This window comes from [Phormidium] sp. LEGE 05292, assembly GCF_015207735.1.
In the GTDB taxonomy this organism is placed as follows: Bacteria; Cyanobacteriota; Cyanobacteriia; order Cyanobacteriales; family Aerosakkonemataceae; genus Floridanema.
Map to the genome: position 1 here is coordinate 1 of NZ_JADEWG010000059.1, position 17,162 is coordinate 17,162.

Below are 17,162 nucleotides of genomic sequence, written 5' to 3' on the forward strand. Positions count from 1 at the left end.
GGGACAAGGAGACAAGGGGACAAGGGGACAAGGGGACTGTTGAGAATTTTTACTTCTGCCTTCTGCCTTGTGCCTTTCTTGCCTTGTGCCTTTCTTTAGAAGTTGTTGCGAAAAGTTAACTATTGGGGTAGAAGTAGAGGCAGTGTGTAGCGGCTATTTTACTTGACAGTAAGGAATTTTACTGGGTTAGGCAAAGATATTTAGGCTTTGTCGGTTGATAGCCTCTTGGGTTAACTTTGTCCTATTGATGTTTTTACCAGCTGTTAAGCGTGAATCAGATTCCTGAACGTTTCTTCCACTCTGCTAAAACTTTACAGTTTCGTCCCCAGAAAATAGTGGTTTTACGTGCTTTGGTAGGACTGGGTGATTTTCTATGTGCTGTCCCGACTTGGCGATCGCTACGTGCTGCCTTTCCAGAGGCGAAAATTATTCTGATTGGATCGTCTCAGATTCAACCATTGTTCGATCGCTTCCGCCATTATCTCGATGAACTCTGGCTATTTCCTGGGTTTCCGGGATTACCAGAGTTAACACCCCAACTAGAACAAATTCCTCTGTTTCTGCAATATGTCCAAAGTCAGCATTTTGATTTGGCGATGCAAATGCACGGCAGCGGTACTGTCACTAATCCGCTGATTAAGCTGTTTGGTGCCCGCATCTGTGCTGGGTTTTTTGCACCTGGGGAATATTGTCCCGATGAACGTTCTTTTTTGCCTTACCTCGCCCATGAATCAGAAGTGCGGCGTTATTTAAGGCTTTTAGAATATATCGGAGTCCCTTCCCAAGGGGAGGAGTTGGAGTTTCCGTTGTGGAAGGAGGACGAACAAGCATTTCAAGAAATTCCAGAAGCGCAAGAATTACAAAAGGGCAAATTTGTCTGCATTCATCCTGGTGCGAGTACACCGCTACGTTGTTGGTCGCCAGCTGGTTTTGCACAGGTGGCGGATGAGTTGGCAAGTTTGGGTTTACGGGTGGTACTCACAGGTTCGCAGCGCGAAATCGAGTTAACCAAATCAGTAGCGGCTAAGATGCAAGCTGATAGTTTGAATTTAGCAGGGCGCACTAATTTGGGTGCTTTGGCAACTTTGTTAACCCACGCCCGGTTGGTGGTTTGTAATGATACTGGAGTCTCTCATTTAGCAGCGGCTTTAAAAGTTCCTAGCGTGGTGGTGTTTACGATTTCAGATCCCGATCGCTGGGCTCCATTAAATGACGTTCTCCATCGCGCTATTTACGACTCTTCAGGAGTTTCATCTGACATGGTAATTGCTCAAGCTTTTGATTTAGTTAAGGGAGTAGAGAAAGAGGAGCAAATTTCTGTGTAAAATCTCCAATCAAAAATCTCAATTCCTGGAGACATCTCAAAACATCTTGTAGAGACGTTGCAGGAAACGTCTCTACAAGATGTTTACATAAAATCTTGTAGAGACGTTATATATAACGTCTTTATATTATGGGTAATATGCGATCGCCACTACCCCACGATCTTTTAGCCAAATTTTAAAATAAAGGCAAAAATTCTATTCTATCTTGATACTCATCATCAAATGAACCTTCAGCAATTAAAAGTAACTGCTCAATATTTTCCCCAATACTTAACTTTGGACTTAGGATAAAAATACCAGGTATATGATGTTTTAAAGCTATGTGATCTTTTAGGTGAACTGGCATAGATTTGCGGTTGTTAGTCACTAAGATACAGCCATGTTCTTCACACCAAAGTAAAATTTCTGGATCTAATGTCCCTTTGGGTGGAGCAGTGATATCCCCAACTGCTATCACGAATAAATCTGGGTTAAGACGGCGCAGTTGATTGGTATAAATGGGATCGACATTTTCATCAATAAGATACTTGAGCATTATCAGTTGAGTTTGCCAATTTTTGAGCCTTCAATTTTCGCAGTTTCTCTACAATTGGGCGGGGATGACGCTGTTGTTCTGCTCGCATTTTATCTCCCCATTCTAACCAATCAGTCATGTAAGCTTCAACTGCTGGTTTGTTATGCAAGTAGTACAAAATTGTTGCATAGACCTGTTCTAAGGTTAGTGAAGGATAGGTTTTAGCAATCTCTTCTGGTGTTTTAGCACGAAAAAGGTGGTCAAATAAAATTGTTTCGATGCCGATTCGTGTGCCTTTGAGCCGAATGTCATCAGGAGCTAAAAAATTAAAGTAATCTTCTAGAAGCACGGTTCTCTAAAGCTAAAACTAAACAATGTTATTAACCCGATTTTAGCATTTAATCCCATAATTTCAAAGGTAGCGAAGCATTCATTGTCGTCCAAATCTGCGATCGACTTCCCTACCACCTGAGCTAAACTATTATTACTTAGGTGTAAAACACTATTATATGGTAATCCATCATCAACTTGCCGATTTTATTTCTAGCAATTTTGCTCTAAGTAACTCATCTATTAATTATTGGTATCAAGGATATTGTCCCCAAACTGGTGATTTATTGAAGTTACCGCGCACGCCATTAGCAGAAGCGATCGCAAAAAGTTTAATGCAGCAACTTTCTCAACACGATCGCTTTTCCCAGGAAGGCAAAATGTATGGCATATTACTTATAGAATTATCCAATGGCAAACTCAGAGTTTTAAAAGCTTTTTCTGGACTTCTTAATGGTTGTTCTGTGGTAGAAGGTTGGGTTCCGCCGATTCCGGGAAGGGAGGAATTGGTATTAGAAGAAAGTCGCACTTTAGCTAAGTTGGAAGCGATTAAAAATGAATTAATTAGGCTGAAGCAACTCCCGGAAAGAGAAGAGTATGAAATGCTGTTTCGGAAGTTTGAGGGAAAGTTGCTGGAAATGTGCGATCGGCATCAACATTCTAAACAAAAACGCCAAGAAAAACGTCAAATTATCTGCCAAACTCTCACTGGAGAAGCACTCAACCAAGCTTTAGAAGAACTCAATAATCAAAGTCGTTTAGAAGGAATTGAAAAACGTCAATTCAAACGCCAAAGAGATGCTCTATTACAACCAATTAAACAGTTAATGGTTCAAGCAGATGTCGAAATTCGGGAATTAAAAAAACAGCGTCAAGAATTATCTCGTCAGTTACAAACGCAAATGCACGCTGTTTACTCATTAACTAATTTTTCGGGAAAATCCCTAACTTTACAACAATTAATGCCAGCAGGTTTACCCACTGGAACGGGTGATTGCTGCGCCCCAAAACTGTTACATTATGCAGCAATAAATAACCTGAAACCTGTGGCAATGGCTGAATTTTGGTGGGGTAAAAATTCTGTTAATGGGGATAAAGTTGCAGGAGAATTTTATGGGGCTTGTGTAGAACGCTGTCAGCCATTAATGGGGTTTTTGTTATCAGGAATGACTGCGGGAGAACCAAGGGAAAAAATTGAAATTCTTTACGAAGATGAATGGTTAATTGCTGTAAATAAACCTGCGGGATTACTTTCTGTACCCGGACGTTACAGCTATAACCAAGATAGTGTTATTAGTCGGTTGCGTCAAGTTTTACCTGATGGAATGATGTTGACTGCTGTACATCGTTTAGATCAAGAAACTTCGGGAGTTTTGTTGTTAGCACGTCACCGGGAAACTTATCGCCAATTGAGTCAACAATTTGAACAAAGACAAGTGCGAAAAGTTTATGAAGCTGTGCTTTCTGGTGTGTTGTTAATTGACAAAGGTGTAATTGAGTTACCGCTTTGGGGAAATCCAGAAAATCGCCCGTTTCAGACAGTTAATTGGCAAGTTGGTAAACCGAGTGTAACTCATTTTCAGGTGATATCTAGGGAAGGGAATTACACTCGCGTCGAGTTTTTTCCGGTAACAGGACGTACTCACCAAATTAGGGTTCATGCTGCTGATTCTCAAGGATTGGGAATGGTGATTTTAGGCGATCGACTTTATGGCTGCAATGCTAATGCAAATCGCTTACATTTACACGCCAAAGAAATTTGTTTTCAGCATCCCCATTTAGGAGAACGTTTATCTATTCCAGCAAAAACTCCGTTTTGAAATCTAATTTATGTGCTGATTTCCCTAGAAGTTGTAATTTTGTCAAAGATTAGTAGTGAGAGTAAGGCGATCGCACTTGCTAACGCAATAATCCAAATTACAGGGTTAGTCAAATGACGCAAAGCAATTGCTAAATAAGCCCAAACAAACACTAATGTAAAAGCAATATCTCCTTTTTGGATGGCAACAATTGCAGCAATAATTGTACCGATAATCACCATAATTGCCGTCCATCCAGTATCATTAATACTCCAACCATCCCAACCAGAAATGTAAAGCGCCGAGGCAATATTTACAATCGTTGCAACCGAAATCCAAGCGAGATAAATACTAAAGGGAATTTGCGCGAACCATTTTCTTTCCCGTGATACTTGCAATCTGCCACTTCTTAATAGCAAATAAATTCTGATGAGTGGCAAGAGAATAATTAACATTGCCACTACGGAAGGCCAAAACAACTGCACGGTAAACAAATATACCCAAAGAATTTGCGCCAAACTAGCCAGAATTACTAAAGCATTAACTTGTTGAATCGTGGATCTACTACGTTGAGAAGGACGAAATTGATAAATGCTATAGGCAATTAATCCTAAGTAAATTAATCCCCAAATCGCAAAGGCATAGTTAGCGGGAATTATCAGTACACCTTGTAAAATTGTGTTAGCAATTTCACCAATATTCCTGCCACTGGGAGGGAAAAAGTTTGATAGGATGTTAACAATCAGGGTGGCGAAGATGGCGATTAAAGTTGCGATCGATAATCCCAACCCAGAATTAGATTCTTGTCTCGTTGTGTTCATAAGTTTGATTTACTAATTAAACTATAAATATTTAAGCTTAAAAAGGTGAATCCATTGCAGCAACCAGAATTTCAAGATAATTCATCGATGCTACCACTCCAGCGAGTGCTCGGAAGTCTCAGCAATTACCGTTGGACTGCATGGGGAGCAATACTCAGTTCTTTGCTTTTAACAGCAGCTTATGCGGTAACTCCCCAACTATTTCGCTGGGCGATCGATGAAGGTATTACCAAAACAAACCTGAAAATTATATTTTACAGCGCGGCATGGATGGTGGTGGCTGCGATCGCACGGGGTTTATTGAATTTTGGGCAAAGTTTTTGGGCAGAAATGGCATCTCAAGGAGTTGTTTATGACCTCCGAAATCAGATTTTTACTAAAATTCAAAACCTGAGTTTCAGCTATCACGATCAAGCGCAAACTTCTCAATTATTAACTCGTGTTACTAGCGATATTGAACAAATTCGCACTTTTTTAAGTACCAGTTTAATTCAGGTAATTAGTGGTTTAGCTACATTAGTTACTATCGCTACAATCCTGTTGTTAATGAATTGGGAATTGGCATTAATTACTTTAACAGTTGTCCCGATGTCCGCATGGTTGATGGCGCGTTTTCTACAAAAAAATAGCAAATTATTCGGACAAGTACAACAACAATTGGGGGAGCTTAACACCGTATTACAAGAGAATTTGTTTGGTGTGCGAGTGGTGAAAGCATTTGTGCGGGAATCAGCAGAAACCGAGCGTTATACAAAGATTAATAATGTTTTGCGCTCAACCAATATGAAAACTATTCTCGCCATTCGGGGTACTTTTCCTTTCATCTTTTTATTGAGTAACTTGGTGACAGTAGTTGTGCTTGGTTATGGCGGTATAGCAGTAATTAAAGACAGATTTACCATTGGCGAATTAGTGGCATTTAACTCTTATTTACTGTTAATTTTGCAACCCGTTTTGTTAATTGGTTTTGCGGCTCCTGCGATCGCGCAAGCAGCTGCATCTGCTCAAAGAGTTTATGAAGTAGTAGATGCAAAAATTGAAATTCGCGATCGTCCTAATGCTGTACCATTTGAAACTTGTGGCGGTAGGATTACCTTTGAAAATGTTTGTTTCCGCTACCCTGGAGCGACTACAGAAGCCTTGAAAGGTATTTCTTTTGAAACCAAACCTAAAGAATTAATCGCTATTTTAGGCATGACTGGTTCGGGGAAAAGTACAATTATTAACTTAATTCCTCGGTTTTATGATGTGACTTCTGGCGCAGTTCGGATTGATGGGCGAGATGTGAGAGATTTTAGTTTAGCAAGTTTGCGATCGCGCATTGGCTTTGTCTTTCAAGAAACCACATTATTTTCTGGTACGATTCGGGAAAATATTACTTATGCCAACCCTCATGCCACAATGGAACAAGTAATTGAGGTAGCAAAAACTGCTCAAATTCACGATTTTATTGAAAGTTTACCTGATGGTTACGAAACAATTGTTGGGGAACGAGGCGTAGGTTTGTCAGGTGGACAAAAGCAGAGAATTGCGATCGCTCGTACCTTATTAACAAATTACAACATTCTGATTTTAGATGACAGCACTTCTGCGGTTGATGCTAAAACTGCGGCGCAAATTCAAGAAGAACTCGATTATTTAATGCGGCAAAAAACCTGTACAGCTTTTGTCATTGCTCAAAGAATTAGTACTGTGAAAAATGCCGATCGGATTTTGCTAATGGATAAAGGACAATTAGTTGCACAAGGAACTCATGAAGAATTAATGAGAACTAGTCCGTTATATGGAGCAATTTTGGAATCTCAGGTGAAGCAACCAATTAAAACATAAATCCCTGGTTGTTAAAGGTTATAATCTAGGCATTTAGGTTGAAATTTTGAGGCTTATATTAACATGGAAACGACCAAATTATCAGCAGAGGGAAAAATTGTAATTCCCCAGTCCTTACGGGAAGCACATCAATGGAAAACTGGACAAGAATTGATTGCAATTAATATGGGAGATGGAATTTTACTCAAACCTAAAAAGCCATTCCCAGAAACATCATTGCATAATGTTGCAGGCTGTTTAAAGTATCAAGGATTACCTAAAAGCCTGGAAGATATGGAAAATGCTATAGCTCAAGGAATTGAGGAGTTATGGCATGATCGCGGTTGATACTAATGTTGTGATTAGGTTGTTAACCCAGGATGATGAATCACAGTTCAACAAAAGTGTAGAACTTTTCAATTCTCAGGATATCTTCATTCCAGATACCGTGATTTTGGAAATTGAATGGGTACTGCGTTTTGCTTATAAATTTAAACCTGTTGAAATTTGTACAGCTTTGCGAAACTTGTTTGGTTTGCCAAATGTTTATCTGACAAATGCTAACTTGATTGTACAAGTTCTACAATGGCATGAAAATGGTTTAGATTTTGCTGATGCTTTTCATTTAGCTCATAGTCAGAATTACCCTGAATTTTACACATTTGATGATAAGTTTGTGAAAAGAGCAGTAGGATTAACGCAGTGTGTTGTGAAAAACTTATGAGGAATCAGGATGAGAAATCCCAATCCAATTGTTGTATCTGAGCAAAAAGCAACTCACCAATCGAAGACGTTACGGCGTTTTTTGCAGTACTTCCGACCCTATAGAAAAGATGTTCTCATAGCTCTAATTTTTGTATCGCTAGGTGCGGGAACACAATCTGTTGGCCCTTTCTTAGTTGGTTGGTCACTTGATAATTTGATTGGCAAAGGAAATGTGCGCGGATTGTTCTTAATGTTGGGAATGTTGGTACTAATTTACATTTTTAGTATTGCCGCATTTCGAGAACAAATTATGCGAGTAGGCTGGATTATGCAACGGCTACTCGCGCAATTGAGACAAGATATTTTCCTGAAAATTCAGAGTTTGCCAGTTAGTTTTTTCGATCGCAGCGAAGCAGGCGATTTAATGAGCCGTTTGCTCAATGATGTAAACACAGTTAATCAGGCATTTGGACAAACAGTTGCTCAAATGTTGGGCAACTTATTAAGCTTAGTTGGCATTATTATTGCCATGTTTGCTATTAATTGGAAACTGGCTTTATTGAGTAATTTTGTTGTGCCTGTAATGATTTTCACCACCGGGTTTTTCTCCCGTTGGGCGCGAACAAAATTTCGCGTTACCAGGGAAACAATCGGCGAACTTTCTACTAAATTAGAAGAAGGAATTACCAGTGTCCGAGAAGCCCAAGCTTTCAATCGTATTAACCTGAATATTAAAGAATTTGCTCAGTTAAATGCAGCCAATCGTGATGCCAATATTCAAGCAGTAGCAATTACCTCCGCCTTTTTACCTTCAATTGATTTTCTCAACACTTTAGCCACAGCCGCAGTGTTAGCTTATGGCGGTTATTTAGGGGTAACTGGCGCTGCTACTGTAGGGGTTGTCACTGCTTTTTTAATCTACGTGCAGCAGTTCTTTCGCCCAATTCAAATCCTCAGTCAATTTTACACTCAAGCTCAATCTGCAATGGCAGGATTAGAGCGAATTTTCTTGTTATTAGATGAACCAGCAGAACTTCAAGATGCTCTAAATGCTCAAGAAATGCCAGAGATTAAAGGTGAGGTAAAATTTGAAAATGTTACTTTTGGCTATACTCCTAATCAACCAGTCCTGAAAGGAGTTAATTTACACGCTCAACCAGGAGAAACGATCGCTTTAGTTGGGCCAACAGGAGCCGGAAAAACCACAATTATTAATTTAATTTTGCGGTTTTATGATGTTACTGATGGAGCGGTAAAAATTGATGACATTGATGTAAGAAGTGTGACTCAAGCGAGTTTACGCCGTCAAATGGGGATTGTTTTACAAGATAATATTTTGTTTACTGGTACTGTGGCGGAAAATATTGCTTTTGGTTGTCCTAATGCCACCCAAGCTGATATTGAAGCTGCGGCACAATTAGCCAATGTGCATGAATTTATCACTTCATTATCTCAGGGATATATGACGCGATTGGGTGAAAGAGGCGCACCTTTAAGTCAGGGACAAAGACAATTAGTTAGTATTGCTCGTGCGGTATTAATTAATCCGCAAATTCTGATTTTAGATGAAGCTACTAGTAGTATTGATACTAGAACAGAAGCGTTAGTGCAAGATGCGATCGCACGTTTATTAAAAGGACGTACTAGCTTTGTAATTGCTCACCGTCTGGGCACAGTTACTAAAGCAGATCAAGTTTTAGTAATTCAACAAGGAGAAATTGTTGAACGGGGAACCCACCAAGAACTAATGGCGCAACAGGGAGTTTACGCTAATCTCTATGCTTTGCAATTAGGGGCAAATTCTAATCAACTGGAGTTTAGACTATCGAACTTTTAGTGCGATAGTCTAAACTCCAGTGAAGAAACGAAACCCCCAGAACATCAATAAGCCCCAGTTAATATCACAGTTTGTGCTTGGATTAACGGGGCTTATTAACAACAATGATTAGTAAGGGAAGATTACCCGATTACCAGGACGAATATCACCGTGGAAAAACCCCTTATTTCGTCCCATAAAAACCGCATCTCCCAAACCAGTAAACGACGATGCTTTCAAAACATCAAACAGCTTTCTAAAATCACCATTCATTGGTTTCATATCTAAAGCGCAAAAAGAGAGATGCTGGCTGTAACGAGCGCCACCAACTGCACGATTTACATGAGGTGGACGATAACCAGAAGTAATGTAGAGAGGTGAACCAAATTTATCCCGTACCTCTCCCCAAACTTTAGCCAACCTGACAGCATTATCCACATATTCCTTAATAGTAGGAACGCGAGTACAATTCTTAGTTGCTTCACCCCAAGTCAAAGGAATACCTTCAACAATGTATTGATTTGCATAGACAATTTCCCCAGTCGGAAGCTTCATAGAATTACCTGTGCGAGAACCAGCATTAGGATTAAGTTTCGGCTCAGAACCTTCACCATCATTAGCAGCCGTCTCTTCTTGACCCTTTGCTTTCAGCAATTCTTTAGCAGTAGTTACTCCCAAATTGAGTGGAAACTCTAAATCATTATCTAGCTTAAAGTCTGCAAAAGCTTGCTTAGTCATCGGACCAACAATACCATCCACATCAATTTTCAGAATTGCTTGAATTTCCTTAATTAAATTGGGATGACAATCAGTTAATAAAACAGTAGGCGCTTCTAACTTAACGAAATCAGAAAGAGATTGAATTCTTACATTAGTGGTAGTCATGATTTTTTCCTGTTAGCAGTTGCTTTTGTGGGTTTAATAGGTTGGGAATTAGAAAATTATGCAGGTGACAAATGAAAACTTGTAGGAATTACGCAAAGTCACGAAAAATCAAGGTTTGTCGGGGCGGGTTTTGAATGATAATTATCTGTAAAATGCCTAATTTATTGACTAAACCCGCCCCTACATTTTTAATTTGGTCGCGTAAGTCCTGGCTTAGATAACTTGGTAAAACTGTTCAGCGATGTTGGCAATGTGTTCAGCTTTATCCATGCCATTGATAATTTTTCTGGCCTTGACAAAATCGCGTTTGGTTGAGTTAATAAAGTTACTCAACTTTAAAGTAGTAAAAGTGCCATCGCGCATTCCGATAACTAAAATCTTGGCAGCAATTTCAGGAACAGCAGCTTTTTCTGGATGATTTACTAAATCAATACCCAAACGATTTGACCAATCGGTGTAATTTCTACGTCCTGTAATTTGTACAAAACCTCTGCCTTTAAAACGTGGGCCATCACCTTTTTGAGTATTTCCCAAACCTGGTCTGCCTTCGTAAGCTTCACCACTAGCAAGTTCCTCCATCCATTTACCAAGAAGAGATTCATGCTGTGCAGTGGCTAAAACGTAGGCAATTTGAGATCGATCGCTAACTCCATTCGCTTCACACTCGCGTAGAATTAAAGGAATAGACTTACGGGCATAAGTACGAATCTCAGCAGAAGAAATAGAATTAACAATTTTCTCAATGTTGAAAGAACCAACAGTTACAGCATGAGGAAGAAACACTTCAACTGATTGTTCTAACAAAGCTACCCATGTTTGTTGACCAACAATACCATCAACAACTAAAGCTTTATCCTGTTGAAAACGTTTAACAGCCGCTTCTGTAGCTACTCCAAATTTTCCATCAATACTATCTCCAATAAATCCCAACTTCGTTTGCAATAACTTAACTTCATCTTGTAATTCAGGAAATTCAATACCATCTCTCAAGCGCAGGATAGGAAGTTTGATAGGTGACATTTGTCAATTCCTCTTAATGTCGAATGCTTAACTATCACTTCAGTAGGTTAGCCTTGATTTTTTTATGCACTCTCCGCAAAGTTGGATTACCTCTAATCCTGCAAACTCTCTCCAGTAAAGGAATCCATCTTCTGAACAAACTATTTTTTCCGCCAGTTAAAAGAAAATTGCATAAAACAAACCAGGCAAACCTATAAAACTTATAGCCAAAGGTTAAAGTGCAAAATTCTTCTAGCAACTTTACCCAAAAGCTAAACACAAAAGTACTTTGATTACATTTAGTTCAAATATTATGCAAACACCATCATCTTTAAACCAACCAGAATTGACAACTACCGCTAAAAGTATCTTCGCCAGCAAAACATTTTGGGGTGCAGCTTTTACGGCAATAGCTGCGATCGCACCTATCGTAGGAAGTGCTGTTCAAGAAAACAAACTTACCGTAGATCATACAGTCAAAATCGTAATTATTCTTTGCGGTACTGGCGCAACATTAGCTGGACGAGTGCAAGCTAAAGAAGGAGTATATACACCAGATTGGGCACCTGGCCCAAATAAGCCAGATGTTGGATCTTAAAAGGTAAAAAATTGGCTTTCTTGTACTTGTGCTAGAAAACTTTAGCTTTGAGGATTAGCGGCTAGGAAAGAGAGCGGATTCAGCTAAAGCGATTTGTTAAATAGTAATAAAAAAGACAAGCTTCCTTGGTGAGGCTTGTCTTAATATTGAAATATATTATCTAAAATTATCAGAGCCAAATGTCTCCAATTAGCGTTGCTACAAGTCAATCTAAGTACGCCTTAAAAACAGGTTCAGCCAAACTTTGGATTCTTTTAGTTGGAGTAAACAAATACCAAGATAGTAGCTTTCCTCCATTGGAATACTCAGCTTTAGATTGCCAAGGTTTAAGCGAAGCTTTAACAGAAGCAACTCAGGCATTCCCCCAAAAAGAAGTAATTATTTATCACGATTTGGCAGCTCAATCAGCCACAGTGGAGACAGTTTTTAAAAGTTTAAACTATATTAGTCAGACAGCAAATTCACAAGATACAGTTTTATTTTATTTTTCCGGGCATGGTTTATTAGAACCTCAAAGTCAGCAAGCTTTTTTGTGTTTTCAGGATACGCAAAAAGATGACCTAGTTAATACAGGTTTGAGTTTAGCAGATTTATTAGATATTTTCGGGAATTGTGCGGCTCATCAGCAATTAATTTGGCTAGATGCTTGTCACAGCGGCGGGATGATGCTAAGAGGTTCCAGAGGAAAAATAAAAACGCAGACAAATAATACTTCTACTCTGCTCAGTCCAACAACTCAATTTGTAGAATTATTACGTAAACGTGCTGCTCAAGCTAAAGGATTTTATGCTTTATTATCCTGCGATCGCGCACAACGATCGTGGGAATTTCCCCAATTAGGACATGGAGTATTCACCTATTACTTAATGCGAGGATTGCGGGGGGAAGCCGCAGATTCTCAAGGTGTAATAGATGCAGATAGTCTTTATAAATATGTCTATCACCAAACTCTCCAACATATCGATAAAACTAATCAACAATTACGACTAATTAATCAACAAAAGCGCCATCGTGGTGAAACTCAACTGCTATCAGAATATCCTTTGCAAACTCCCAAAAGAATTGTCGAAGGTGTAGGAGAATTAATTCTGGGATTGAAACCAGATACTATTGATTTGCAGCATTCACGGTTAGCATTAATAATAGATGGATTACCTCACAACGAGAATTCTATTAGCTTGTGTAAAGTTTTACGCCAAGAGGGAAACTTTGAAGTAGATTATTTGCCAAAACCTGGAAAAGCGTTTTCTGAGATCCGAGAAGCGATACAATTATGTTTGCGATCGCACTCTCTTATCCGATCTCAATTACAAGCAAAATTGCCCCCTACTATTAGCAAAACTCCAGACACAGCATTATTATATTTGCGAGGTCGAATTGCACAAACAGAAGAAGGCGAAGCATGGTTAATATTAGGAGATGATATCAAAATTAGCCGTTCTTGGTTAAGACAAGAATTGCGTCGCTCAAGAATAATTCAACAAATTATCATCTTAGATTGTCCGGGAGCAATTTTTATTGCTGAATGGATAGAAGATTTACAACTTAGCCCAGAACAAGGACAATGTTTAATAGCTGCTACTGCAACATTAGAAGAACCAGAAAAATTTACTCAAGCATTATTAGAAACTTTAAATGCAGCAGATAAACAAATCGGATTACCCGCAGCGGGATGGATTTCTCGATTACAAATGTATTTAGCCGGGACAAACATTGTACTTCATGTTTGGTTATCGGGAACTCAAGGGATTATTGAAATTTTACCCGGAAATATCGGCTGTAAAAGAATTGAGAATGGGGCTGGATTAGATTTAAATTTGTGTCCTTACATGGGATTACAAGCTTTTGGGGAAGAAGATGCACAGTTTTTTCACGGACGAGAAACCTTAACCCAACAGTTAGTTAACAAATTAAATAATTCAGCTTTTTTAGCAGTAATTGGTGCGTCTGGAAGCGGGAAATCTTCCGTTGTTCATGCTGGATTAATTTCTCAATTAAAACAAGGTAAACAGTTACCTGGAAGCGAACAATGGTGGATTAAAAGTATTCGTCCTGGTGCAAATCCTCTGCAAGCTTTATCTTGGCGAATGGTAGATGGAGGTACGGAAAGGGAAAAAGCTTATCAACAGATGGAATTGGAAGGGATATTGTATGAAGGAGTAGAAGGATTTGTGCGGTGGTTGCGATCGCGCCCCGAACCAATGGTAATATTAATTGTAGACCAATTTGAGGAATTATTTACTTTAGCAGCAGTTTCAGATAAAAAACGATTTTTAGAGATTATTTTAGGAGCATTAGATTACGCATCCGATCGATTTAAATTAGTAGTAGTTTTACGAGCAGATTTTATTAGTTCCTGTTTAGAAGAACCTTTATTAATTAAAGCTTTACAACAATCAAGCATATTAGTACCACCCTATCTTACAAAAGAAGATTATCGCCAAGCGATAGTTATGCCAGCAGAGAAAGTAGGATTGCATATAGAACCACAATTAGTGGAAGTGTTATTAGCAGAACTGAATTATTCAGCAGGTGATTTGCCTTTATTGCAGTTTGTTTTAGAGCAGTTGTGGTTAAATCGTAATCAAGGCAAAGGCGAAATAACACTAGAAGTTTATCAGCAAAAAATAGGCGGATTAAAAGGAGCATTAGAAAGAAAAGCCCAAGCAGTTTTTGATAGTTTAGATAAAAAAGAACAAGACTGCTCCAAATGGATTTTCTTAGCTTTGACACAATTAGGTGAAGGAAAAGAAGATACCAGACGAAGAGTTTTTAAATCTGAGTTAATAGTCAAAAAATATTCATCTGAATTGGTAGAAAGAACATTACAAGCGCTAACTACTGGTAAGTTAATAGTTATGAACTCCGAATCAGATGAAAATGTTGTTGGTAGAAGTAGAAGTGGAGAAGAAATACCGTTAGATTCTCAGGAATTTCCCTTACAAGAAGTCACAGTAGAAGTTGCACATGAGGCATTAATTCGTCATTGGTCAACTTTACGTTGGTGGTTGGAAGAAAATAGGGCACGCTTGAGAGTGCAAAGACAACTTGTGCAGTCAGCAATGTTGTGGAAACAAAACAAAAAACATTCTGATTTTTTGTTGCAGGGTGTAAGATTAGCAGAAGCAGAAGATATTTATATAAAGTATACAGATGAATTGTCTGAAGATGTACAATTATTTATTGATGCTTGTTTGGAAGGAAGAAAACAACAACAATTTCAATTAAAAAAGAGACTTAGACAAGCCAAAAGAACAATTGCCGCTATTAGTATTTTAGCAATGGGAGCATTAAGTTTAGGAAGTTTAGCTTATTGGCAAAGTCGAACTGCACAACTTAAAGAGATTGAGGCGTTAAATTCATTATCTGAAAATTACTTATTGTCTAATAAGCAATTGGAGGCTTTAGTAACTGGTGTTAAAGCAGGGCGACAGCTTAACAAAATGATGTGGTTTGGTAATCTCATTCCACCCACAGTATCAAAAGATATTCAAGCTAAAACAGCAGAAACTTTGCAACAGGCAATGTCGGCAATCCAAGAACGCAACCGTTTAGAAAATCATAGTGATGCAGTGATTAGTGTAGCTTTTAAGCATGATGGTCAAATTATTGCTTCCGCTAGTTTAGACAAAACTATTAATCTTTGGAGCCGTAACGGTCAGTTAATCAGAACTTTAAAAGGTCATAAAAGAGGAGTTTATAGTGTTGAATTTAGTCATAACGATCAAACTATTGCTTCAGCAAGTGAAGATAAAACTATCAAGCTTTGGAGAACTAGTGATGGTCAGTTAATTAGAACTTTAACAGGACACACTCGTGAAGTGAATAGTGTGAGCTTTTCACCTGATAACAAAACTATTGCTTCGGCTAGTGAAGATAAATATATCAAATTGTGGAGAATTAGTAATGGGCAACTGATAAGAACGCTAAAAGGAAATAGCGCTTCTGTGATTAATGTCAGTTTTAGTCCTAATGGTCAGATGATTGTATCAGCACTAGCTGATGGAACTATCAAAGTTTGGAAAAGTAGCGATGGTCAATTGCTTAAAACCATTAAAGCGCATAATAGTGCAGTCAATTGTGTAAATTTTAGCCCAGATGGGCAGATGATAGCCTCTGCTAGCGCTGATAGGACTATCAAACTCTGGAACATTAGCAATGGTTCTTTGACTTTGAGCAAGACTTTAACCGGACATATTGATTCAGTTAATAGTGTAAGTTTCAGTCCAAATGGGAAATATCTGGTTTCTGCTAGTCGAGACCAAACCATCAAACTTTGGAATATTTCTGGTTTGGAATTACAAACTTTTCGGGGATATAGTGCTGAAGTAATTAGTGCCAGTTTTAGTCCAGATGGTCAAACTATTGCTTCTGCTAGTAGGGATAATACAATCAGGCTTTGGCAGCCCAATCTTTCTGTACTTAATATCCAGCAGCATACGGATGTAGTTAATAGTGTTAGTCTTAGTCGAAATGGTCAAATAATTGCTTCTGCTAGTGATGACAAAACTATTAAACTTTTCGATCTCAATGGTCGCCTGTTAAAAATTATGCTAGGACATACAAGTGGTGTGAATGCTGTCAAATTTAGTCCAAACGATCAGACGATCGCTTCTGCTAGTCAAGATAAAACTGTTAAAATTTGGAGAGTTAGCGATGGTTCGTTACTAAAAACTTTTAACGGGCATACTGATGAAGTAATGAGTGCCAGTTTTAGTCTTAATGGTCAGACTATTGCTTCCGCTAGTAGCGATAAAACTATTAAAATTTGGAGAATTAGTGATGGTACTTTACTCAAAACCCTACGCGGACATACTAATATAGTAACTAGTGTAAGTTTTAGCCCAGACGGTCAAACTATTGCTTCTGGCAGTAGGGATAAAACTGTTAAACTTTGGAAAGCTAGCGATGGCTCTTTACTTAAAACTATTCCAGCACATACTAATTGGGTGACTAATGTTAGTTTTAGCCCAGACGGTCAAATGATTGCTTCTGCTAGTGAAGATAAAACGGTGAAACTTTGTGATCGAAAAGGTAGATTACTCTCTACTCTTAAAGGACATGATGATGTTATCTGGGAGGTAATTTTCAGCCCTAATAGTCAAATAGTTGCTTCAGTTAGTGAAGATAAAACTATAAAACTTTGGCATCGGGATGGTCGTCTATTAATAACTTTGTTGGGGTATAAGGCTGGGGTTACTAGCGGAAGCTTCAGCCCAGATGGTAAAGATATTATTTTTGGTAGTAGGGATGGAACTGTTAAATTAATGCGTATTGAAAGTGAGGAATTAAAAAATTTATTAATGACCGCTTGCAATTGGTTAGATGATTATCTCCAAACTAATAATAATATTAGCCAGGAAGATAAGCAACTTTGTGTAAACTCTAAATTACAAAAAAATAGATAAATTATTATTAGTTTTACGGAGGCTAAACCCCGATTATTTCGTTATGATACCTAAATTTTATGTTTTCATTAACCTAATATTGATTTAGGGTTAAAGTAAGAGAGTAACGATTATGATGATCGTCACTCTCTTACTTTTGTGAACAGTAATCAA

General features: G+C 38.4%; 13 protein-coding genes. 8 read left to right on the plus strand and 5 right to left on the minus strand.

The window, feature by feature from the left end; translation table 11 throughout:
- The first annotated feature begins 269 nt into the window (after nucleotides 1–269).
- Entirely contained in the window at nucleotides 270–1,325 is a 1,056-nt protein-coding gene (locus IQ264_RS17140; RefSeq protein WP_322744725.1) for a glycosyltransferase family 9 protein, read from the plus strand.
- 175 nt (nucleotides 1,326–1,500) lie between these two features.
- On the opposite strand, the gene IQ264_RS17145 is transcribed toward IQ264_RS17140, so the two are convergent.
- Nucleotides 1,501–1,860 (minus strand): DUF5615 family PIN-like protein, encoded by a 360-nt coding sequence (locus IQ264_RS17145; protein WP_228061609.1) that lies wholly within the window; start codon nucleotides 1,858–1,860, stop codon nucleotides 1,501–1,503.
- On the minus strand, nucleotides 1,841–2,188 hold the full coding sequence (locus IQ264_RS17150; RefSeq protein ID WP_193982015.1) for a DUF433 domain-containing protein: 348 nt from the start codon (nucleotides 2,186–2,188) through the stop codon (nucleotides 1,841–1,843). Before IQ264_RS17150 ends, IQ264_RS17145 begins: the two co-directional genes overlap by 20 nt.
- Before the next feature lie 160 nt (nucleotides 2,189–2,348).
- Between IQ264_RS17150 and IQ264_RS17155 the strand changes: the two genes are divergently transcribed.
- Complete coding sequence (locus IQ264_RS17155) at nucleotides 2,349–3,989, plus strand: RluA family pseudouridine synthase (protein ID WP_193982016.1); 1,641 nt, start codon at nucleotides 2,349–2,351, stop codon at nucleotides 3,987–3,989.
- An 8-nt stretch (nucleotides 3,990–3,997) separates the two neighbouring features.
- Here IQ264_RS17155 and IQ264_RS17160 read toward each other — a convergent pair whose 3' ends face one another.
- Complete coding sequence (locus tag IQ264_RS17160; protein WP_193982017.1) at nucleotides 3,998–4,789, minus strand: tryptophan-rich sensory protein; 792 nt, start codon at nucleotides 4,787–4,789, stop codon at nucleotides 3,998–4,000.
- A 45-nt stretch (nucleotides 4,790–4,834) separates the two neighbouring features.
- Here IQ264_RS17160 and IQ264_RS17165 point away from each other — a divergent pair, with 45 nt between their 5' ends.
- The 4 genes from IQ264_RS17165 to IQ264_RS17180 all read left to right on the plus strand — a co-directional run bounded on the left by IQ264_RS17165 (nucleotide 4,835) and on the right by IQ264_RS17180 (nucleotide 9,140).
- A complete protein-coding gene (locus tag IQ264_RS17165) occupies nucleotides 4,835–6,619 on the plus strand; it encodes an ABC transporter ATP-binding protein (protein ID WP_322744726.1) in 1,785 nt (594 codons plus the stop codon).
- A 63-nt stretch (nucleotides 6,620–6,682) separates the two neighbouring features.
- A complete protein-coding gene (locus tag IQ264_RS17170; RefSeq protein WP_193982018.1) occupies nucleotides 6,683–6,946 on the plus strand; it encodes an AbrB/MazE/SpoVT family DNA-binding domain-containing protein in 264 nt (87 codons plus the stop codon).
- Nucleotides 6,933–7,322 carry a type II toxin-antitoxin system VapC family toxin gene (locus IQ264_RS17175; protein ID WP_193982019.1) on the plus strand — a complete coding sequence of 130 codons (390 nt, stop codon included), beginning with the start codon at nucleotides 6,933–6,935 and terminating at the stop codon, nucleotides 7,320–7,322. The genes IQ264_RS17170 and IQ264_RS17175 overlap by 14 nt, the downstream gene beginning before the upstream one ends.
- A 9-nt stretch (nucleotides 7,323–7,331) precedes the next feature.
- Nucleotides 7,332–9,140: an ABC transporter ATP-binding protein gene (locus tag IQ264_RS17180; RefSeq protein ID WP_193982020.1), complete on the plus strand. Its 1,809-nt coding sequence runs from the start codon at nucleotides 7,332–7,334 to the stop codon at nucleotides 9,138–9,140.
- Between the two features lie 108 nt (nucleotides 9,141–9,248).
- On the opposite strand, the gene IQ264_RS17185 is transcribed toward IQ264_RS17180, so the two are convergent.
- Together IQ264_RS17185 and IQ264_RS17190 are read right to left on the minus strand one after the other, a co-directional pair.
- A complete protein-coding gene (locus IQ264_RS17185; RefSeq protein ID WP_193982021.1) occupies nucleotides 9,249–10,004 on the minus strand; it encodes a D-Ala-D-Ala carboxypeptidase family metallohydrolase in 756 nt (251 codons plus the stop codon).
- A gap of 213 nt (nucleotides 10,005–10,217) precedes the next feature.
- Entirely contained in the window at nucleotides 10,218–11,024 is an 807-nt protein-coding gene (locus IQ264_RS17190; RefSeq protein WP_193982022.1) for a peptidoglycan-binding protein, read from the minus strand.
- Between the two features lie 292 nt (nucleotides 11,025–11,316).
- On the opposite strand from IQ264_RS17190, the gene IQ264_RS17195 reads away from it, so the two are divergent.
- Nucleotides 11,317–11,601 (plus strand): hypothetical protein, encoded by a 285-nt coding sequence (locus IQ264_RS17195; RefSeq protein ID WP_193982023.1) that lies wholly within the window; start codon nucleotides 11,317–11,319, stop codon nucleotides 11,599–11,601.
- A 179-nt stretch (nucleotides 11,602–11,780) separates the two neighbouring features.
- Nucleotides 11,781–17,009 carry a caspase family protein gene (locus IQ264_RS17200; RefSeq protein WP_193982024.1) on the plus strand — a complete coding sequence of 1,743 codons (5,229 nt, stop codon included), beginning with the start codon at nucleotides 11,781–11,783 and terminating at the stop codon, nucleotides 17,007–17,009.
- The last annotated feature ends 153 nt before the right edge of the window (nucleotides 17,010–17,162 follow it).